Consider the following 19797-nt stretch of genomic DNA (forward strand, 5'->3'; position numbering starts at 1 on the left):
TAGTAAGTCGGGCCGGCCTTCCTCGTGTTCAGCGCGCCGCGCGCACCGCCGAGACCAATCCTCCGGCGCCCTCGTCCTGCTGCGGCGGGGTGAGCATCGGACGTCCGTAGGCCTCGCCGCGCTCACGCAGGGTGAAGGTCTCTGCCTTCCAGCCGAGGCCGTTCAGCCAGCCGACCGGGTCCTCCGGCATCTCCGAGACCCACATCGACGCTGCCGATCCCGGAGCGGCGTCCTCACGGAAGCGTTCGACCACACCGCGCGAGCCCAGTGTCAGGCCCATCCTGCTGCCCGCGGCTGACAGCGCACCCACTCGTTCGAGCAGCGACTGCACCGCGTCCTCGGGCAGATAGATCAGCAGTCCCTCCGCGATCCACACCGTCGGCTGCGCCAGATCGTGCCCGGCTGCGGCCAGTGCGCCGGCCCAGTCCTCGCGTAGGTCGACCGGAACGGTGATCCGCTCGCAGCGCGCAACGGCCCGCTCCTGGCGCAGCACCGAGGCCTTGAACTCCAGCGGTTCGGCCGTGTCGACCTCGAACAGCCGGGTCCCCGCAGGCCAGTCCATCCGGAAGGCCCTGCTGTCCATCCCGGCTCCGAGCAGCACGACCTGCCGGACACCGGACGCGACCGCCCGGTACAGCAGGTCGTCCAGGAACTTCGTCCGGATGACGATCGAGAAGGCCACACCGAGCCAGCGGCGCCGTGCCGCCTCGTCCGCACGCGGGGGCGGCGGCGTCCCGGGGCCTCTCCCGCCGGCCGTGGCGAAGGCCAGCGCCAGCGGGTCCCGGAACAGCGGTTGCTCACGAGCGGTCTCCATCGCCCTCACCCGGGCCACGCCCACGGCTGTGGCCCACACCCCGGACGGCTCGCCCCGTCCCGCCGCATCAATCATGCGTTCAACCTAGCGACGCCACCGCGGCGGCACACCTGAGCGCCGCGCCAGCACCGGCCGACCACCTCGGACGCAGGTCGGTGATGAGCACGGTGGCGAAGGTCACGGAGGGCCTCGAAGGACTGCCACACCAGCCCTGATTCCTGACGGCAGGCGTCCTGCGACGCGTACCTCCGGGTCCGCACGTCAGGTGGTGGGCGGATCGGACGTACGAGCGTCGGGTGGGCAGTGGCATCGGCGGAACCATCGGCTAGACTCCTTGATTGTTGCTGGCGCAAATATCACGTCGGCAACTATCCAATGAAAGGACCTCTTCGATGACTAAGCTCGCCGTCATCTACTACTCCTCCACCGGCACCATCCACTCGATGGCCAAGCGGCTCGCCGAGGCCGGCGAGAAGGCCGGCGCCGAGGTGCGGCTGCGTCAGGTTCCGGAGCTCGCCCCGGCGGAGGCCATCGCCTCCAACGCCGCCTGGAGCCAGCACTTCGACGCCACCAAGAACGAGCCGAAGGCGACCGCCGACGACGTCGTCTGGGCCGATGCGGTGCTGTTCGGCAGCCCGACCCGCTACGGCAACGTCTCCAGCCAGCTCAAGCAGTTCCTCGACACCCTCGGCCCGCAGTGGAGCCAGGGCCTGCTGGCCAACAAGGTGTACGCCGGGTTCACCTCGAGCATGACCGCTCACGGCGGCCAGGAGTCGACGCTCCTTGCCCTCTACAACACGATCTACCACTTCGGTGGCCTGATCGTTCCCCCGGGCTACACCGACCCGCTGAAGTTCGCCGACGGCAACCCGTACGGTGTCTCGCACGTCACCGGCGGCAACAACGATGCCCCGCTGGGCGACGCTCAGATCGCCGCGCTCGACCACATGGCCGAGCGGGTCGTCACCATCGCCGGCAAGCTCAGCGCCTGACCCATTCGCGTGTCGCCCGGCTCGCGGCACCGCGAGCCGGGCGACACGTGCTGGTCGAGCCCCACGTACTTCAGGCCGAGTGCGACAGCCTCGGCAGTGACCTGTCCGCCCTCGTCATCTCCGCCGCCCCGGTCTGGTCGCGCTACCAGCAACAGGGCTGCGCGGCTCCTCGTGGCGGGAGGATCTCGGTGCCTCTGCGGAGAGAAGAGTGGTCCTTCGGTCAGTGGGCCCTGTGGAACTCGATCAGGTCACAACTGTCGGCGTCGCCCTCAAATCGGTACAGCCAGGGCTCCTCTCGGTCGCCGGAGATCCACACCTGGAGGTCTCCAAGCATCAGGTCCTCGGTGCTCTCTGATTCGAGATCGAGCGTCCACGTGCCCTCTTCCGAACGACCCGTGCCTCCCGGCAGATTGCCAGCGCTGTAGCGCCCATTTTCGTCTAGCTCGATTCTTCCGCCTTCAGGCCTGGTGTAGACACCTGCCAGGTCCGCCACGGTGATGCCGTCGGGAGGCTGGGGTACGCACCCAAGAAATCGAGAACATCCCGCAACGGTCGCCGGCACGAGCATGCTGAACGCCAGGGCGGCGGCAAATCGCCGGGCTCTTCCCATCAAAGGCTCCGTCCTACCCAGCGGACATGAGCCGGGCGGCAGTGGACCTTAGCAGCGCCTTACCTGCCTGCTCGTGGGCTTGGCTGCTCACGTCCTGATTCGCACGGATTGGTCAGCGAGCTCTGGACCCGAACCCGGTCCGGCGACGGCATCGACATCGGCTCGCCCCAGGAGTACACCTCTAGCTCTGCCAGTCGACCCTCATGAACGAACAATAGAATTCCACCGACCGCGTTGCCTCGCTTGTCGAATACCGTGCCTTCGGCTGGAACCGGACTCGTCGCGCGTGAGGGCGGTAGGTGTAGGCCTTGTGGCAGGAGCCAGATGGTCCCGCAGCCGCATCCACAGCTGGACTGAGCCAGGACCTCCTGCGATTGCAGTCGCAGTTCGTCCACGCCGGGGAAATCCTGGGCCAGCAGGGCCTGGAGAACTCCAGCCTCCTCTGCTGACAGAGGCCGGGCTGTCGGCCGTGGTTCATCCACAGCCCGGAGCTTACGTCGACACCTCAGCTACAGGCCCTGTGCCCCGAGCCACGGCGCCAGTGAGGTACCGGCGGGGGCTCTCGGAACCAGTGCTCGGCGGAGCACCCATTCATCAGCGAGCGAAGCCACTACCGGGTCGTCCTGTTCGAACCGCACTCGGACACGGCTCCGCGGCGCCGGCGAACCTGTTCCCCAGCCGACGTGGGCGGCGTTTCACTTCCCAACCTCCTCGCGGGACGTGCGGTCGTCGCGCGGCGGGTAGCTTGCGAACAGACGAGTTGAGGAGGGCGCTGGTGACTGCTGATGGCTTTTCGTCGAAACGGCTGACCCGGGTGCGAGAGCTGTTGGAGCGTCACGTGGACTCCGGATCCGTCCCGGGTGCGGTGGCCGTTCTCGCCCGCAAGGGCGCGGTGCACATGGAAGCGGTGGGCCATCTCGCGTTCGAGGGCCAAGGGTCGAAGACGCCGATGGCCAGCGACACGATCTGCCGCTTGGGCTCGATGACGAAGCCGGTCGTCGCCGCGTGCGCGATGACGCTCGTCGAAGACCTCACCCTCCGCCTCGATGACCCGGTCGACGACCTCCTCCCGGAACTGGGGGGCATGACCGTGCTCGCCGATCCGCACGGGCCGCTGGAAGACACCGTCGTGGCGAAACGGCCCATCACCCTGCGTGATCTGCTGACCGGCACCCTCGGCACCGGCATGGTCCCTGCCGAGCCGGGAACGGTCCCGATCGCCGACGCGCTGGACGCGCTCGACTATTCGTCGCCGGACGAGTGGATGCGTCAACTCGGCGCGCTTCCGCTCGTTCACCAGCCAGGCGAGCGTTGGATGTATGACATCGCCGCCAACGTGACCGGCGTGCTCATCGCCCGGGCCACTGGAATGTCCTTCGGGGAGGCTCTGCGCGAGCGGATCTGCGGTCCACTCGGCATGAAGGACACCGCATTCAGCGTGAGCGGTGAGAGCATCGGCCGGCTGGCGACGGCGTACGAGCACGACAACGCCACCACCGGTGAGCCGGTCGTCGAAGACGGCCCCGACGGGCGGTTCAGCCGACCGCGAGCGTTCCAATCAGGGGGTGGCGGGCTCGTCTCGACGGCCGACGACTACCTTGCCTTCGCCTCGGCTCTGCTCGCCGGTGGCACCCACCACGGCGAACGGGTGCTCTCCCGACCGTCCGTGGCACTGATGACCAGCGACCACCTGACCCCGGAGCAGAAGGCGATCTCCGGGTTCTGGCCCGGGTACTTCGACGCCATCGGGTGGGGTTTCGGGATGTCGATCCGCACCCGCCGCACGCACCTGGGCCCCTCGGTCGGGAGCTACGGATGGCCCGGCTTCTACGGCACCGCCTGGTACAACGATCCCGCCGAGGACCTGACGGCGATCTTCATGATGCAGCGGGCGCACGCGGGCGACCAGAGACTGCCGATGTGGCACGACCTCTGGACCGCTGTCTACCAAGCGATCGACGACTGACAGCGCGGGCGATACTCCCGGCATGGGCACGCCGTACACCGCCGCAGCCAGGTTCCGCCGTACGCAAGCCGAACGCGTCGATCAGTTGCTGGCTTGGCACCGGACGGACCAGGCGTTCTTCGCGGCTGGCGCGTGCCATGTGCTCGCCTGGGTCGCCGCCGAGCGGTACGCCGCCGCAGGCTTCGGCATCACGGGACTACGTCAGCACCTTGAGCCCTACGTCAGCCACGTGATCATCAGCAACGGCCGCTGGGCCTTCGACCACGATGGCTGGACACCCTTGCCCGAGCTGCTACGCGCCACCGCCGAGTACGAACCAGAGCCGAGCTGGGAACTGTTGCCGATCACGTCGACGCTTCGGGACTTCTGCGCCGCGCAGAACCACCGGCTGCCGGAGCAGTACGCGCACGACCCGCTGCCACGTGCCCGGAGATATCTGCAACAGCGGCCCCGCCCACCGGAGGCGGTCTGAGCCGGCCCTGACAGGTGGGCGAGGGTCCCTTCCAGACGCCTCCGGCGGAGGACGGAGCCTGCTCGTACGCCTACTCTCGCTCGATCGACCCCGGCGATGACGGAGACGACGCCGGCCTCCTACCGCGGTAGGAGGACCGCTCGTACCGGAGGCCGGGGTTCGGGACCGCGGGCGGGCGCTTCGACGCCCCGGTTCGGCGACCGTGAGTGCATGACGTACTCACCAGTCTCGTTGCGGCAGGCGTACCACTGGCACCGGCCGCTGATGTTCGTGGCCGCCACGATGGTGGCGCTCGGGCTCGTCTCCCTGGTCGGCCTCGTCGTCGACGACCGGATGCTGGTCGGGGCGCCGATCTGGCTGAAGCCGTTCAAGTTCGCCCTGTCGTTCTTCGTCTACGTCGTGACCCTGTCCTGGCTGATCTCGCTGATGCGGCGCGGCCGGCGGATCGCTTGGTGGGCCGGAACCATCGTCGCCGTGACCGGGCTCGTCGAGGTCGGGCTGATCGCGGTACAGGCGGGCCGGGGTCAGCAGAGCCACTTCAACGTCGCCACCCCGCTGGACACGGCGATCTTCGGGCTGATGGCCCTGCTGATCGCCGTGCTGTACAGCGCCTCGCTGGTGCTCGTCGTACTGCTGATGGTCCAGCGGATGCCCGACCGGGCGATCGCCTGGACCCTGCGCCTGGGTCTGCTCATCGCGCTCGTCGGGATGGGCCTCGGCTACCTGATGGTGCTGCCGACGCCCGGGCAGGAGGCGGCCGACCCGGTCACCCTGGTGGGGGCGCACAGCGTCGGGGTCCCCGACGGAGGACCGGGAATGCCGGTCACCGGCTGGAGCACCACCGGCGGCGATCTGCGGATCCCGCACTTCGTGGGCATGCACGCCCTGCAGGTGCTGCCGCTGCTCGCGATCGGGATCGGTCTGCTGGCCGGGCGGCTCCCCCGGCTGCGCGACGGTCGGGTACGGCTCCGGCTGATGGTGGTGGCCGCCGGCGCGTACGCCGGTCTGGTCGTACTGGTGACCTGGCAGGCGCTGCGCGGTCAGCCGCTGATCCACCCGGACGGCGTGACGCTGGTCGCGGCCGGGACGCTCGCCACGGTCACGGCCGCCGGCGTCCTGCTCGCGCTGCGCCGGCCCGCGCCGGCACCGTCGATTCAGGACGAGCGTCCCGAGGTGTACGCGTGATCAGCCCGGCCGCGGAAGCCACGTCGGTCCGGTCCGGTGGTATCCCCGCCGCCGGGCCGGCGGGCCTACGCTGACATGGTGGTCACACGCTGGGTGTCGCGGTTGTTCGACGACCGGTACGCGTGGCTGCGGCTGACCCTGCTTTCCCTGAGCGGCGTCGGTTACCTGCTGATCCGCCCGGTTGCCACCGACCCCTACACGCCGGTCGACTGGGCGTTCGCGGCGGCCGCTCTCGCGTTGTGCCCGGTCGGCGTGCGGTGGCCGTTCCCGGGCGCGCTCAGCGCGGCGTTGGTGTTCGCCCTCGCGGTCTGGTTCGGTCAGGCCGAGCCGATCGTGCCGCAGGTGGGTGCCACCTGGGCGGTCCTGGAGCTGACCCTGCGGGTGCCGATGCGGCAGGTGGCCGTCGGCACCGGGGCCCTGCTCGTGGGTTACCTCGCCGACTCCCTGGACGAGTTGCCGTGGGGCCTGCCGAAGTGGCTGTACGGCGTGGTGACCGTGGTGGGGGTGCCGCTGCTGTTGGGTTTGAACATCCGGGCCGGGCGCGAGCTGGCCCGGCAGGCCGAACAGCGGGTAGCGGTCGAGGCGCGGGCCGCCCGGACCGGTGAACGTGCCGCCATCGCCCGCGAACTGCACGACCTCGTGGCGCACCACGTCGCGTCGATGGTGCTGCGGGTCGGCGTGGCCCGACATGTCCTGCGGGACACCGACCCACGGGTCGGCGAGGTCTTCGACGACCTGCACGCCAGCGGCAGCACCGCGCTGACGGACCTGCGGCGGCTGGTGGCGGTGCTGCGGAACCCGGCTCTGGTGGCTGACGGTTCGGGGTACGTGCCGATCGAGCCGGGGGCCCTGCCCGAGGCGCTCGCGGAGACGGTGGACCGGGCCGTGAAGACCGGCCTGACGGTGGAGGCGACGATCGACCCGGAGGTGGCGACGTTGGACGCCGTACGCGGGTTGGCGGTTCTTCGATTGACGCAGGAGGGACTGGCCAACGTGGCCCGGCACGCCGGGCCGGCGGCGCGGGCGCGGGTGTGCGTACGGATGCGCGACGGGGACGTGCACTGGGAGGTCAGCGACGACGGAGGCGGTCGTGGCACGGACGTCGGCGCTCGCCGCGATGTGGACGGCGGCGGAGCCCGTCGGGGCCCACGGCGCGCGGAGGCACGGCCGGCGGTGGCCGAGGCCGGGCACGGGCTGACCGGGATGCGGGAGCGAGTCGAGCTGCTCGGCGGCAGCCTCGTCGCCGGGCCGGACGGTTCCGGGTGGCGGTTGCGGACCGTCCTGCCGGCGGGGGCCGGCCGATGATCCGCGTGCTGCTCGTCGACGACCAGCGGCTGGTCCGGGCGGGCCTGCGCATGCTCTGCGACTCGGCGCCGGACCTGACGGTGGTCGGTGAGGCGGAGAACGGGCAGCAGGCGATCCGGCTGGCCGAGCAGGTCACGCCCGACGTGGTGCTGATGGACCTGCGGATGCCGCTCGTGGACGGAACCGCCGCGACAGCACGGATCCTCGCCAACCGGCCCGCCGTCCGGGTGGTGGTGCTGACCACCTTCGACGACGACGATCACCTGTTCCCGGCGCTCGCCGCCGGCGCCTGCGGTTTCCTGGTCAAGGACGCCTCCCCGGACGAGCTGCTGGCCGCGATACGCCAGGCGGCGGCCGGCGACACCCCGTTCAGCCCGGCGGTGTTGCGTCGCCTGGTCGACCAGGCGGTCCGGGCGCGGATCGGTGCGGCGCCAGGCGCGTCGCTGCCGGCGACCCTGACGGCCCGGGAGCGGGACGTACTCGCCTGCGTCGGAGCGGGGCTCTCCAACCGGGAGATCGCCGATCGGCTGCATCTCGGGGTGACCACGGTGAAGACCCACGTGACGAGCCTGCTGGCCAAGACGGGCGCGGGGAACCGGATCCGGTTGGCGCTGCTGGCCGCGCAGTCCGGCCTGACCGTCGAGGGCTGAACCACCTACCGGGTCGGGCGCGGCGTCACATCACTCGGCAGCGCCCCATCTGTCCCGTGGTGTCGGAATGCGGAACACCGGACCGGCGCCACGATCCGGCGCTCCGCCACCTTCGTGAGAGCGGCGTAACAGGTGATCATGCGGCGGTTACGGCCGTTCCGGACGTACCGTGAGATCGTGCCGAAAGACGTGATCACAACCGCCGACCTCGCCGAAATCCGCCGCACCGCGCTCGGGGCGGCCGACCCGCTCGGCGTGGCCGCCGACCTGGCCGACGCGGTGGAGCAGGGCCGGCTGGCGGAACCCGACAGCGCCGGGGACGCGCTGACCCTCGCCGCCGAGATCGCCGAGATCCGGTCGCGGCTCGACGCCGCGCTGCGCTACGCCGACCGGGCCGTCAAGGCGTTCCCCGCCACCGACGACCCGCGGGCCGGAATCGCCCGGGCGGTGCGGGCGCGGATCCTGTTCCGCACCGGCGGCCGTGAGGACGAGGCGATGGCCGAACTCACCGCGCTGCGCCCGCTCCTCACCGAACAGCCCGACGCCCCCGCGTACGTCAGCGCCGCGCTGGAGACTGGCGGCCACGCGAAGACCTCCGAGGAATGGCTGAGCGAAGCCCTCGACACCCTCCTCGGCCAGCGCGCCAAGGCCGCCGAGGCGATCACCGCCACCGAACCCGTGGTGGAGGTCGGCCCGCCCGAGGCCCCGGGCGTGACGTTCTTCCTGTTGCAGCAGCGCCACCGGGTACGCCGCAACCTGAACCTGCCGCACGACCGCAACGACGACCTCGCCGACCGGCTGGAGGCGCAGCTCGTCCGCCGCGCCCAGCAGACCGGGGAGACCGACCTGCTGTTCTTCCCGCAGGCCGAGTTCGACCGTCTGCTCACCGAGCAGGCCACGCTCACCGAGACCTACGGGGCGAACTGGGACGAGCACCGGGCCCGGCTGGAGAAGGAGCTGGTCCGGCAGGCCGACGCCGGCGGTCTCGGCCTGCACGTGCTGCGCGCGTCGGTGGCCGGGCTGACCGGCTACGCCGACCGGCAGGGCAGCGAACCGGCGGATCAGCGGACCCGGGCCGGGTACGCGGGTGAGCTGTCGACGCGGCCCGACGCGCGGATCCCCTGGCCGCCGGAGCGCAACGACGCCTGCTGGTGCGGCTCGGGCCTCAAGTACAAGAAGTGCTGCCTGCCGCGCTCGCGCAGCTGACGCGGAGCCGCCAGGTCCCACCGACCGCGAGCCGCCCGAGGTGGACGTCCACCTCGGGCGGCTCTTGCTGCCGGGCGACGTCCCGGCGGCAACTACCCCGAGACGACATCGGCCGGCATCGAGCGCCGGGCGCTCATCGCGGCACCGGGATGACGTCTCCCCCTTTCACAGCGCGGCAGGTGGGCGTTGGTCGCGAGCCCAGGGACCGGGCTCGCTCAACGCGCGTGCGCGCCGATGCGCGGCGGCGTGGCGGTTCCGTGGATCCGCCGAGCGTGGGCGGCGTAGCGACGGCGTCCGATGATCGGCATGAGCAGCCGGACCGGTAGCGGCGCGTCCGCGAGCACCTCGTTGACCACCTCGCGGTCCCCCTCGTACATCACCATGCCGAGGACCAGCGGGATGTCCTTCTTCGGCGTGCTCGCCATCCCGTGCTCACCGAGCTTCTTCCACTCGGCCGCGGTCACGTACTTCTCGGCCAACGGGAGGATCTCCTTCTCCTCCATGGCCATGTGCTCGACCAGAGCGGCACGCAGGCGCTCCAGGGCGTCGGCGAGTTCGGTGCCGCCCTGCGCGGTGCCCCGCCAGCCGGGCAGCAGCCGGACCACCTCCGCGTGGGCTTCCTCGATGGCGTGGTGCTGCGTCTCCATGGTCGAGACGATGGCCTCGGCCGCCGCACCGGCACGCTCGTGCAGTCGCGGCCACAACTCCAGGTCCTCGCCCTCGTGGTGCCGGTGCAGGACGTGGCACAGCAGCTCGGCGTGTTCGCCGACGAGAGCGGCGCGTCCGGTGTCCCCGGGCGTGACCTCGCGGACGAGCTGTGGAAGCAGGTCGAACTCGCGACGCAACGCGGCGTGCGCCATGTACATGTCACGGATATCGGCCATGGCTTCGTGCTGGTTCCGGTTCACGGCGACCTTTCGAACGGGATTCAACTGCGTTCACCCGTGCGTGCCTCGGCGCCCCCGCTCCGGAACGACGGCTCCGGACATCGGACACCGCCGCAGGCACACACGGGTTGATCTTCTCGGGCGTCACTTGGGGTCGGCTTGGAATCCACCAACCGCCGCCGCACCGGTGGCGACCGCCATGGACGCCCCGCCCGGCGTCGGCCCGGCCGAGGTCAGGCCGTCAACGCCTCCGTCGCCTCCGCCAACCAGTGCGGCGAGCCCCACCGGCGGGCCACCGTGGCCGCGAGCGTGAAGTGCCGCGTCGCCTCCTCGGTACGCCCGAGCAGGCGGAACAGCTCCCCGAGCGTCAACGCGACCGGACGCACCACGAAGTTCGTGGTGCAGAATCCGGCCAGTTGGTCGCGTACCGGGAGCAGGTCGTCGATCAGCGGTTGCGCCAGGTCCCTGCGGTCCAGGGCGACGACGGCCAGCGCGCGCACCGTGAGCAGCAGGGAGCGGACGTAGTCGGGACGGTAGGTGTGCTCGCCGAGCGGCATCGCCCGCGCCTCGTCGGCCCGTCCACTCTCGATCAGCGCCAGCGCCAGCAGGTCGTCGACCATCGGCCCGAACACCTCGCGTGCCCGCCGGGTCGCCTCCAGATGCTCGCCGAGACGCCCCTGGCTGAGCAGCAGGGTCGCCCCGGCGAAGTAGTCGAGGCTGTCGCCGTGCAACGAGCCCTGCCGCCGCATCTCGGCCGCGGCGTCGCCGTAGTACCGCTGTGCGGCGGCGAAATCGCCGGCCACGTGCGCGAGACCGGCCCGGGAGGTGAGGTGGATCGCCCATGCCTCGTTGAGCTGGTACGTGCGGGCCATCTCCCCCTGCCGGGCGACGCTGGCGCGTACCTCCGCCGGCTCGTTCAGCGCGGCGGCGGCCTGGCCGATCACCTGCTCGGCGAGCCACCGGTACGCCACCAGCCCGTGTTCGTCGGCGAGGTCGCGCAGCTCCAAGGCCAGTTCCCGCCGCTGCGCCGCCTCCAACTCGTACGACAGGGTACGGACCCGGGCGGCCAGCCCGAGGGCCCGCAGTTCCGGGTCGTCCAGCCCGCGCGAGATCGTCAGCGCCTCCCGCCCGGCCTGCGGACCGCGGGGGTCCGCCTCACCGTCGAGCTCGACGGTCAGCGCCTCCAGGAGCCGGCAGCGAACCACCGGTTCCAGGTCGCGCCGACGCAGCAGCCGGGCGAGCAGGTCGACGATCCGCTGGTCCAGCACACCGTACGGACGGGTGAGCCACGGCGTGGGCACCGTCCACGCGGTGAACGCCGCGACGAGCAGCTCGTCCCGGCCGGACGCGACCGCGACGTCGACCACATCGGCCCGGATCTGCCGGGCGGCGGCCAACGCACCGGCCCGCGCCTGCGCACGCAGCAGCCGGCCCAGCAGGTCGACCCGCAGCGCGTCCCGGTCCCCGTCGACGGCTGCGGACGCCTCCACCGCGTGGGTGAGCAGCTCGACCGCCGTGTCGTACGCGTACCGCCGCTGCGCCAGCTCGGCCGCGCGGACCGCGTGGTCGACGGCCAGCGGCGCGGTGTCGGCCGACGCGGCACGCCCGTAATGGTGGGCCAACGCCGCATGGTCGTCGGGACGCGACCGGCGGGTGACGGCGGCGACGCGGGCGTGCATCCGGGCCCGCCGCAGTTGGGACAGATCCTGGTAGATGGTGTCGCGTACCAGGCCGTGCACGAACCGCACCCGCCCGAGCGCCGGCTCGACGAGCAGTCCGGCGGCGAGGCCCGCCTCCAGCCCGTCGACGACCGTGGTCTCGTCGGTGTCGGCGGCTTCCACGAGCGTCGCCACGTCCGCCTCCCGCCCGACGACCGCGGCGAGCCGCAGCACCGCCACCGCCGCTGGTGGCAGCCGGGCGAGACGGCGACGCAACACATCGCGTACGCCCTCCGGCACGTCACTCGTCGCGACGAGGGTGCCTTCGGCAGCGAGCAACCGTGCCGACTCGCGGAGGTAGAACGGGTTGCCGCCGGTACGCTCCGCCAGCGCGGCGACCGTGGCCGCGTCGACGGCCGCGCGGGCGACGCTGCTGACGAGCCGCCCGGCTTCAGCCGGCGACAGCCCGCCCAGGTGGATCCGGCGCGGTGACCGGCGGGCCAGCGCCGCCATCGCCTCGGCGAGCCGCTCGCGGTTCTCTGCCGGCCGCAATGCCGCGACGAACAGGATGGCCCCGTCGGTCAACTCGGTGACGCTGCGGACCAGCAGCAGCGTCTCGATATCGGCCGCGTGCAGGTCGTCGAGAACGACGGCGACGGGACGACTGGCGGCGGCAGCCCGCAGCCAGGCAACGACTGCCCGGTGCAGCCGGAACCGGCCGGCCGCCACGTCCCCGCCCAGCTCACCCTCGCCCAGCAGCGGAGCGAGGGTCGGCTCCAGGTCCCCGGGCGGTGCTGCCCCGGCGAGCTGCCGCAGCGCCTCGACCCACGCCCACGCCGGTGGGGCACCCTCGACCTCGGGACAGCGGCCGACCGTGACCAGCCAACCCTGGGCGGCCAACTCGTCCCGGAGGCGAGCGAGCAGGCTGGTCTTGCCGGCGCCGGCCTCCCCGTTGACCAGCACGATCCGCGGGCCGACGCCCGTTGCTTCGGTGGCCGCCCGCCGCAACGTGGCGAGTTCCGCCTCGCGCCCGACGAACAGCTCGTCGGGAACCGCCTCGGGACGATGCGACGTCTCTGGCGTCGCCTCCGCCGTCGCGGTGCCGGAGGACGTCGCGGCGGGCCCGGTCGGCGGAGCCGACGCCCCGTCAGCCGGCGAACCGACCGCCGCAGGGGCCGGGGCGACCGGCGGCGGGAGCAGGTCGAGACGCTGACCGAGGATCGCCATCTCCAACTGGACCAGTGCCGGACCCGGGTCCAGGCCCAACTCCTCCGCCAGGGTCTCCCGTGCCCGCCGCAGCGCGGCAAGCGCGTCACCCTGCCGGCCCGCACGCCACAACGCCAACGCCAGCAGCCGCCAGCTCTCCTCGCGCAGCGGCGCCTGCCTCGTCAACACCTCCGCCTCCGCCACCGCCTCGGCGGCGGCGCCCGAACGCAGGGTCACGTCGAGCAGCAGCTCCCGAGCGGCGAAACGCAGCTCCTCCAGCCGGGTCACCTCCGGCTGGGCCCACGGCTCCCCGGCGAACTCGGCGTACGCCGGGCCGCGCCACAGGTCGAGACCACCGGTCAGCAGCAGGCGGGCGCGGCCCGGATCCGCGGAGCTGACCGAACGCGCCTCGGCGAGCATCGCCTCGAAGCGCCCCGCGTCGACGGCGTCGGCGGGTAGCCGCAGCGCGTAGCCGGGCGGCGCGGTCACCAGCAACCGGGCCGGCACCCGACGCTCCCGGCCTGGCTCCAGCAGGCGGCGCAGATTCGACACGTACGCCTGGAGGGAGGCGATCGCCCGGGGCGGCGGATCACCCCGCCACAGGTCGTTGATCATTCGACCGACGGAGACGACCTCGCCGCGGGCCGACAGCAGCAGCGCGAGTACCGCACGCTGGCGGGGGCCACCGAGGTCGACCGTTCCGCCCGTGTTGACCTCGACCTCGAGGGGCCCGAGCACCCGCAGCAGCATGACGACGTCGATCGTATCGGCGTCGTACCGACCCCCGGACCTTCCGCCCGGGGAGGTCACCCAAGTCACCGAAAGGGGCGAGCCGCTCAGGCCACGCCCCCGGCACCGTGACGGCGGAGAGGCGGGAGGTGCCACGCGACGTGGACGGCCTACGCGCGTGGCTGCTGGCCCACCGGCGGTACGAGGGCGTCGTCTGGCACCATCCGGACGGCGGCCGAGCCAAGTTGAAGCACCGCGACCTCGCCTGACACCGGCAACGCCGGGCGTCGAACCCGAGCCGGGGCACGTTGGCGGCGTCCCGTTCCCTCCGGCCCGACCAGGTCAGCTACGAGCGGTAGGGTCACGAGACCGGTACCGAGGACCCGAGCCGCCCGGCGGGCGGCCACCCCGGGGCCGGTCGATCAGGCTCGAAGGGAAGGCACCTCGACGATGGCGATTCCGCATCTGACCGCCGCCGACGGCACCGCGTTGCCGGCGATCGGGCTGGGCACGTACAAGCTGACCGGCGCCGAGGGGGTCGACGCGATCGGCCACGCGATCCGAGCCGGCTACCGGCTGATCGACTCGGCGGTGAACTACGAGAACGAGGGTGCGGTGGGCCGGGCCACCCGCGCCGCCGGCGGCCGGGACGAACTCGTCGTCACCTCGAAGCTGCCGGGGCGGCACCACCGCCACGCCGAGGCGTTGACCACGATCGAGGAGAGCGTCTACCGCACCGGTCTCGACCAGATCGACCTGTACCTGATCCACTGGCCCAACCCGAAGGTCGGCCTGTACGTGGAGGCGTGGCGGGCGTTGATCGAGGCGCGCGAGCGTGGCCTCGTCCGGCACATCGGCCTGTCGAACTTCCTGCCCGAGCACATCGATCGGCTGCTGTCCGAAACCGGCGTGGCCCCGGTCGTCAACCAGATCGAGATCCACCCGTACTTCCCGCAGCAGGAGGCCATCGACTACCACCGCGCCCACGGAATCCTCGTGCAGGCGTGGAGTCCACTCGGCCGGGGCAACGACCTGCAGGAGAACCCGGCGATCATGGAGATCGCGACCGCCCACGGCGTCACCCCGGCGCAGACCATCCTCGCCTGGCACGTGGCCCGTCAGGTGATTCCGCTGCCCAAGGCCGCCTCGCCGCAGCGGCAGCAGGAGAACCTCGACATCTTCGGCATCAAGCTCACCGACGCCGAGGTCGAGGCCATCACCGCGCTGGGCCGGCCCGACGGTCGCCTCAAGGATCAGGACCCGGCGGAGTACGAGGAGTTCTGAGCCGGCGGGCGGCGCCGGGACGCCCGCCCGCCGAGTGGCGGCGAACCACGGGCGGGTCTACGCGGACACCGGCTCCGCCGACTCGGCGAAGTGACAGGCCGCGGCCCGCCCACCGCCGACGTCGGGCGAGCAGCGGCGCGAAGATCGCGATCAGGATGTAGATCGCGCAAACCATCGCCACCTTGTCCCGACGCAGGCGACCCAGGGCGATACGGGTCGGCGACTTGCTGAGCGTCCGGACCGTCGCCGTCGAACCCGCCGGACGCAGAAGCGGCCAGGCCGGCCCCCACACGGGAGGCCGGCCTGGCCGTCGCGGATCGATCAGACGAGGTCGAACCGGTCCAGGTTCATGACCTTGACCCACGCCTTCACGAAGTCCTGCGCGAACTTCTCCCGCGCGTCGTCGCTGGCGTAGACCTCCGCGACCGCCCGCAGCTCCGAGTTGGAGCCGAAGACGAGGTCGGCGCGGCTACCGGTCCACTTGACCTCGCCCGTGGCGTTGTCGCGACCCTCGAAGGTGTTCGCGTCCTCGGACGTCGCCTTCCACGTCGTACGCAGGTCGAGCAGGTTGACGAAGAAGTCGTTGGTCAGCGCACCCGGCTTGTCGGTGAAGACACCCACCGGCGACTGCGCGTGGTTGGCACCGAGGACGCGGAGACCACCGACGAGGACGGTCATCTCGGGCGCGCTCAGGGTCAGCAGGTTCGCCCTGTCGATCAGGAGGAACTCGGCCGGCAGGCGGTGGCCCTTGCCCAGGTAGTTACGGAACCCGTCCGCGGTCGGCTCCATCGCCGCGAACGACTCGACGTCGGTCTGCTCCTGCGACGCGTCCGTACGGCCCGGGGTGAACGGCACCTCGACGTCGAAGCCGGCGGCACGGGCGGCCTGCTCGACGGCGACGCCACCGGCGAGGACGATCAGGTCGGCCAGCGAGACCTTCTTCCCACCGGTCTGGGCGGCGTTGAACGTCTCCTGGATGCCCTCCAGGGTGCGCAGCACCGTGGCCAGCTCGTCGGGGTTGTTGACCTCCCAGTTCCGCTGCGGCTCGAGCCGGATGCGGGCGCCGTTGGCGCCGCCGCGCTTGTCGCCGCCGCGGAACGTCGACGCGGACGCCCACGCGGTGGAGACCAGCTGAGACACGGTCAGGCCGGAGGCGAGGATCTGCGCCTTGAGGGCAGCGACGTCCTCGACGTCGACGAGCTCGTGGTCCACCGCGGGGATCGGGTCCTGCCAGACCTGCGTTTCGGCGGGGACCTCCGGGCCGAGGTAGCGGGCGATCGGACCCATGTCGCGGTGGGTCAGCTTGAACCAGGCCCGGGCGAACGCGTCGGCGAACTCGTCCGGGTTCTCCATGAAGCGCCGCGAGATCTGCTCGTAGATCGGGTCGACGCGCAGCGCGATGTCACTCGTCAACATGCCCGGGGCGTGCCGCTTCGACGGGTCGTGGGCGTCCGGGACGGTCCCGGCCCCGCCGTTGTGCTTCGGCGTCCACTGGTGCGCGCCGGCCGGGCTCTTGGTCAGCTCCCACTCGAAACCGAAGAGGTTCCAGAAGAAGTTGGTGGTCCACTTGGTCGGCGTCGAGGTCCAGGTGACCTCCAGGCCACTGGTGATGGTGTCCGCGCCCTTACCGGTGCCGAAGCTGTTCTTCCAGCCCAGACCCTGCTGCTCGATCGGGGCGCCCTCGGGCTCTGGGCCGACGTGGTCGGTCGGACCCGCACCGTGGGTCTTGCCGAAGGTGTGGCCACCGGCGATCAGGGCGACGGTCTCCTCGTCGTTCATCCCCATCCGGGCGAACGTCTCGCGGATGTCCCGCGCCGAGGCCAGCGGGTCGGGGTTGCCGTTCGGGCCCTCCGGGTTGACGTAGATGAGGCCCATCTGGACCGCGGCGAGCGGCTGCTCGAGGTCCCGGTCACCGGTGTAGCGCTCGTCACCGAGCCAGGTGGTCTCGGGGCCCCAGTAGACGTCCTCGTCGGGCTCCCAGACGTCCACCCGGCCACCGGCGTAGCCGAAGGTCTTGAAGCCCATCGACTCGAGGGCGACGTTGCCGGCGAGGATCATGAGGTCGGCCCACGAGAGGCTCTTGCCGTACTTCTTCTTGACCGGCCAGAGCAGCCGGCGGGCCTTGTCGAGGTTGCCGTTGTCCGGCCAGCTGTTCAGCGGCGCGAAGCGCTGCTGACCGGCGCCGGCGCCGCCCCGACCGTCGCTGACGCGATAGGTGCCGGCGCTGTGCCACGCCATCCGGATGATGAACGGGCCGTAGTGGCCGAAGTCCGCCGGCCACCAGTCCTGCGAGGTGGTCAGCACCTCCGCGATGTCCTGCTTGACGGCGGCCAGGTCGAGGGACTTGAACGCCTCGGCGTAGTTGAACTCCTCGCCGAGCGGGTTCGCCACGGCGGGGTTCTTGGCGAGGATCTTCAGGTTGAGCCGGTTCGGCCACCAGCCGCGGTTACCGCCGCCCTGAGTCGGGTGCGGGGCACGTCCGTGCGCGACCGGGCAGCGCGACTCGCTTCCCGCTTCCGCGTCGTGGACGACGGCGTCGTGGTTCTCGGACATCGGGTTCCTTCCGTGCTTCTTTTATCAGGGGGATCAGGAGATACGTGTGGCGGAACAGTCGGGGCACCGGCCCCAGTAGACGACCTCGGCCTCGTCGATCGAGAAGCCGTGGTCGTCGGATGCGGTCAGACAGGGTGCCTCGCCGACGGCGCAGTCGACATCGGCGATCAGGCCGCAGTTCCGGCACACGACGTGGTGGTGGTTGTCCCCGATCCGGGACTCGTAGCGAGCCACGGAGCCGGCCGGCTGGATCCGCCGCACCAGACCTGTCGCCGTCAGCGCGTGCAGCGAGTCGTACACGGTCTGGTGGGACACCTCGGGAAGGTCGCTGCGGACGGCACCGATGATCGAGTCGGTGTCGGCGTGCGGGTGCGCGTACACCGCGGTCAGCACCGCCACACGCGGACGGGTCACGCGTAACGCGGCCCCGCGCAGCAGTTGCTGGAAGTCCGGAGTCGTGGACACGGCACGCAGTCTTCTTCGTTTTTTGGAATCAGTCAAGATTATGGGCTGGACGTCACCCTGGCCCGCCCGAGGCCAGGTGCCACCCGCCGATTCCGCAGGTGACTCAGATCACCCGTCCGGCGTGCGCAACCTGCGGCCCATGGGGTCGGCACTCTCGCCCGCCGCCCACTGCCCGCGCACGACGCCGGCACCGCGGGGGTTCTTCCGCCACGCGGACACCCGCCATAGGGTGAACGCCGGCGGGAGGATCACGCATGGACGCGGCGCAAGCGATCTCGTTGGTGGCGAACTGGATCCGGTCCAACGGCCTGGACTATCCCACCGAAGAGTTGACGGCGGATCGCTTCGAGTCGGGTTGGAGCGTCTACGCGCCGGTCACCGTCGACGAGACCGACCCCATGGCGTTCCTCGACATGCCGGTGGGACGCTCGGTGTTCCTGGTGGGAGACTCCGGGCGCATCGAGGAGGTTTCCTCCTCGATCCCCCCGCAGCACTCACAGGACCGGTTCACCGTGCAGGAGATCGCGAACGGGCACGCCTCCGCCGGATCGGACGAGTCACAGTTCATGGCCGAGTTCGAGCGGGCCTTCCACCAGGCCGCGGCCGGACAGCCATCGGCCGTCAGCAGCTTCACCGTCGTCGACAACCCACCCGACGACGCCCGAACCGCCGCGGAGGCCTCGCAGCTGCTCGAACCGATCGTGCAGCGGCTGGCTCAACTCGGGCCTCCCGGATGGCAGCGGTTCTCGGCCGAGTTCGCGTTCACCGTCTCCGCCGAGATCGCCCACCTCGTGTTCTGGTCCGGCGACCGGTCGCTGCCGGTGCCCGTCCCGTCGCGGGTCGGCGAGTTGGTCCGTCATCAACGAGACGTCGCCGCGCGGATGCCGGCCGGGCCGTGGTGGCGACTGCTGTTGACCGTCACCAGCAGTGGCGAGATGGCCGTGGACTACGACTACGGCGACGAGCCCTTTCCCGACGGCCAACTCATGCCGCCCGAGCACTACCGCAACGACCTGGCGGCCTATCCCCGCTCGCAGATACCGGTATGGCTCGCCGGGTATGTCGCCGGGCCCGCCGCACAGGGCCGCGACCCGCGACGAGCGGCGGCCGCGGCAGCAGCCGACGCCGCGGCCGGCCGCACGGCCACCGTCGTGGACGATGTCCCCTCCCTGCCGGACGTCTGGACGCGGTGGGCGGCGCTCTCGGCGGTGTACGCCGGCGTCAGGTCGGATTGGGGACCACGTATCTTCCCCGGGCACGGCTGGTACGAGAGCGACCGCCGCAGCGGATCGGTCCTCTACCTGCTCCCGGGTGAACGCGCGGTCCTCTCCGGCGGGAAGTGGAACTCGGAGCTGCTCGACGCCGCCTACAACGGCGGCCGGCCCCTGCCCGACCTCTACGCCGGAGCACCCGCCTGGGTCACCGACAGCGTCCTCAACACCCGTAACCGCAACGGCCTGTTGACGTTCTGCCTCTGGTGGGATGGCGGCCGGTGGTACCGGGGCGCCACGAACACGTCCGGCGAACTCGACGTTCCCCTCCCCCAGATCTGGACCCCGGACGAGACCGTGCGAGCGATGACCAGCCAGACCGGTCCCGGCACCGCCGCCGCGTGCGGGGGCTTGCTGACCGCGCTCAACGCGCACCGGGGCACCACCCGCGAGGTGGCCGCCCTCTTTACCCGCGTGCTCGGTGCCGACATCGACGCCGCCGTCAACCAACTCAGCCTCGCCGGACTACTGGCCGTCTGAGCGCGGGCCCGGGCGACCGATGCCGGTGCCGCGGGGGATGGACCGCACGCCGATCCGGAACTCG

15 protein-coding genes are annotated in these 19797 nt (G+C 71.4%); 9 read left to right on the plus strand and 6 right to left on the minus strand.

Annotation, left to right across the window (positions count from 1 at the left end; translation table 11 throughout):
* Positions 1 to 28: 28 nt before the first annotated feature.
* Complete coding sequence (locus tag AB0F98_RS16575) at positions 29 to 889, minus strand: SAM-dependent methyltransferase (protein ID WP_357735452.1); 861 nt, start codon at positions 887 to 889, stop codon at positions 29 to 31.
* A gap of 317 nt (positions 890 to 1206) precedes the next feature.
* Here AB0F98_RS16575 and wrbA point away from each other — a divergent pair, with 317 nt between their 5' ends.
* Positions 1207 to 1806, plus strand: coding sequence for an NAD(P)H:quinone oxidoreductase (wrbA, locus tag AB0F98_RS16580; protein ID WP_357735455.1), 600 nt, complete (start codon positions 1207 to 1209; stop codon positions 1804 to 1806).
* A gap of 220 nt (positions 1807 to 2026) precedes the next feature.
* Here the strand turns inward: wrbA and AB0F98_RS16585 are convergent, their stop codons facing one another.
* The gene (locus tag AB0F98_RS16585) at positions 2027 to 2416 is read right to left on the minus strand and encodes a hypothetical protein (RefSeq protein WP_357735459.1); all 390 of its coding nucleotides are present in this window, start codon (positions 2414 to 2416) and stop codon (positions 2027 to 2029) included.
* Between the two features lie 775 nt (positions 2417 to 3191).
* Here AB0F98_RS16585 and AB0F98_RS16590 point away from each other — a divergent pair.
* The 6 genes from AB0F98_RS16590 to AB0F98_RS16615 all read left to right on the plus strand — a co-directional run bounded on the left by AB0F98_RS16590 (position 3192) and on the right by AB0F98_RS16615 (position 9200).
* On the plus strand, positions 3192 to 4382 hold the full coding sequence (locus AB0F98_RS16590; protein ID WP_357735462.1) for a serine hydrolase domain-containing protein: 1191 nt from the start codon (positions 3192 to 3194) through the stop codon (positions 4380 to 4382).
* Between the two features lie 22 nt (positions 4383 to 4404).
* Positions 4405 to 4854, plus strand: a complete 450-nt coding sequence (locus AB0F98_RS16595) for a hypothetical protein (protein WP_357735465.1) — start codon at positions 4405 to 4407, stop codon at positions 4852 to 4854.
* A gap of 210 nt (positions 4855 to 5064) precedes the next feature.
* Positions 5065 to 6039, plus strand: a complete 975-nt coding sequence (locus AB0F98_RS16600) for a hypothetical protein (protein WP_357735468.1) — start codon at positions 5065 to 5067, stop codon at positions 6037 to 6039.
* 78 nt (positions 6040 to 6117) lie between these two features.
* Positions 6118 to 7344: a histidine kinase gene (locus AB0F98_RS16605; RefSeq protein WP_357735471.1), complete on the plus strand. Its 1227-nt coding sequence runs from the start codon at positions 6118 to 6120 to the stop codon at positions 7342 to 7344.
* Positions 7341 to 7994, plus strand: coding sequence for a response regulator transcription factor (locus tag AB0F98_RS16610; protein WP_357735474.1), 654 nt, complete (start codon positions 7341 to 7343; stop codon positions 7992 to 7994). Before AB0F98_RS16605 ends, AB0F98_RS16610 begins: the two co-directional genes overlap by 4 nt.
* Before the next feature lie 177 nt (positions 7995 to 8171).
* Complete coding sequence (locus tag AB0F98_RS16615) at positions 8172 to 9200, plus strand: SEC-C metal-binding domain-containing protein (RefSeq protein WP_357735477.1); 1029 nt, start codon at positions 8172 to 8174, stop codon at positions 9198 to 9200.
* Positions 9201 to 9415: 215 nt separating this feature from the next.
* Here AB0F98_RS16615 and AB0F98_RS16620 read toward each other — a convergent pair whose 3' ends face one another.
* The gene (locus AB0F98_RS16620; RefSeq protein WP_357735480.1) at positions 9416 to 10084 is read right to left on the minus strand and encodes a hemerythrin domain-containing protein; all 669 of its coding nucleotides are present in this window, start codon (positions 10082 to 10084) and stop codon (positions 9416 to 9418) included.
* 236 nt (positions 10085 to 10320) lie between these two features.
* Positions 10321 to 13701 (minus strand): BTAD domain-containing putative transcriptional regulator, encoded by a 3381-nt coding sequence (locus AB0F98_RS16625; protein ID WP_357735483.1) that lies wholly within the window; start codon positions 13699 to 13701, stop codon positions 10321 to 10323.
* Between the two features lie 429 nt (positions 13702 to 14130).
* Between AB0F98_RS16625 and AB0F98_RS16630 the strand changes: the two genes are divergently transcribed.
* A complete protein-coding gene (locus tag AB0F98_RS16630; protein ID WP_357735486.1) occupies positions 14131 to 14964 on the plus strand; it encodes an aldo/keto reductase in 834 nt (277 codons plus the stop codon).
* Between the two features lie 321 nt (positions 14965 to 15285).
* Here AB0F98_RS16630 and katG read toward each other — a convergent pair whose 3' ends face one another.
* Both katG and AB0F98_RS16640 read right to left on the minus strand, forming a co-directional pair.
* Entirely contained in the window at positions 15286 to 17517 is a 2232-nt protein-coding gene (gene katG / locus AB0F98_RS16635) for a catalase/peroxidase HPI (RefSeq protein WP_357735489.1), read from the minus strand.
* 33 nt (positions 17518 to 17550) lie between these two features.
* Positions 17551 to 17982, minus strand: a complete 432-nt coding sequence (locus AB0F98_RS16640) for a Fur family transcriptional regulator (protein ID WP_357735492.1) — start codon at positions 17980 to 17982, stop codon at positions 17551 to 17553.
* A gap of 254 nt (positions 17983 to 18236) precedes the next feature.
* Here AB0F98_RS16640 and AB0F98_RS16645 point away from each other — a divergent pair, with 254 nt between their 5' ends.
* On the plus strand, positions 18237 to 19733 hold the full coding sequence (locus tag AB0F98_RS16645; protein ID WP_357735495.1) for a hypothetical protein: 1497 nt from the start codon (positions 18237 to 18239) through the stop codon (positions 19731 to 19733).
* The last annotated feature ends 64 nt before the right edge of the window (positions 19734 to 19797 follow it).

Origin of the sequence: Micromonospora sp. NPDC023737 (assembly GCF_040639715.1) — a bacterium.
Taxonomy (GTDB): domain Bacteria; phylum Actinomycetota; class Actinomycetes; order Mycobacteriales; family Micromonosporaceae; genus Micromonospora.

Excerpts from the sequence above, each read along its gene's own strand:
- AB0F98_RS16575 (WP_357735452.1), bottom strand. The coding sequence starts at position 889 with ATGATTGATGCGGCGGGACGGGGCGAGCCGTCCGGGGTGTGGGCCACA.
- wrbA (WP_357735455.1), top strand. The coding sequence starts at position 1,207 with ATGACTAAGCTCGCCGTCATCTACTACTCCTCCACCGGCACCATCCAC.
- AB0F98_RS16585 (WP_357735459.1), bottom strand. The coding sequence starts at position 2,416 with ATGGGAAGAGCCCGGCGATTTGCCGCCGCCCTGGCGTTCAGCATGCTC.
- AB0F98_RS16595 (WP_357735465.1), top strand. The coding sequence starts at position 4,405 with ATGGGCACGCCGTACACCGCCGCAGCCAGGTTCCGCCGTACGCAAGCC.
- AB0F98_RS16600 (WP_357735468.1), top strand. The coding sequence starts at position 5,065 with ATGACGTACTCACCAGTCTCGTTGCGGCAGGCGTACCACTGGCACCGG.
- AB0F98_RS16610 (WP_357735474.1), top strand. The coding sequence starts at position 7,341 with ATGATCCGCGTGCTGCTCGTCGACGACCAGCGGCTGGTCCGGGCGGGC.
- AB0F98_RS16620 (WP_357735480.1), bottom strand. The coding sequence starts at position 10,084 with ATGGCCGATATCCGTGACATGTACATGGCGCACGCCGCGTTGCGTCGC.
- AB0F98_RS16625 (WP_357735483.1), bottom strand. The coding sequence starts at position 13,701 with ATGCTGCTGCGGGTGCTCGGGCCCCTCGAGGTCGAGGTCAACACGGGC.
- AB0F98_RS16630 (WP_357735486.1), top strand. The coding sequence starts at position 14,131 with ATGGCGATTCCGCATCTGACCGCCGCCGACGGCACCGCGTTGCCGGCG.
- katG (WP_357735489.1), bottom strand. The coding sequence starts at position 17,517 with ATGTCCGAGAACCACGACGCCGTCGTCCACGACGCGGAAGCGGGAAGC.
- AB0F98_RS16645 (WP_357735495.1), top strand. The coding sequence starts at position 18,237 with ATGGACGCGGCGCAAGCGATCTCGTTGGTGGCGAACTGGATCCGGTCC.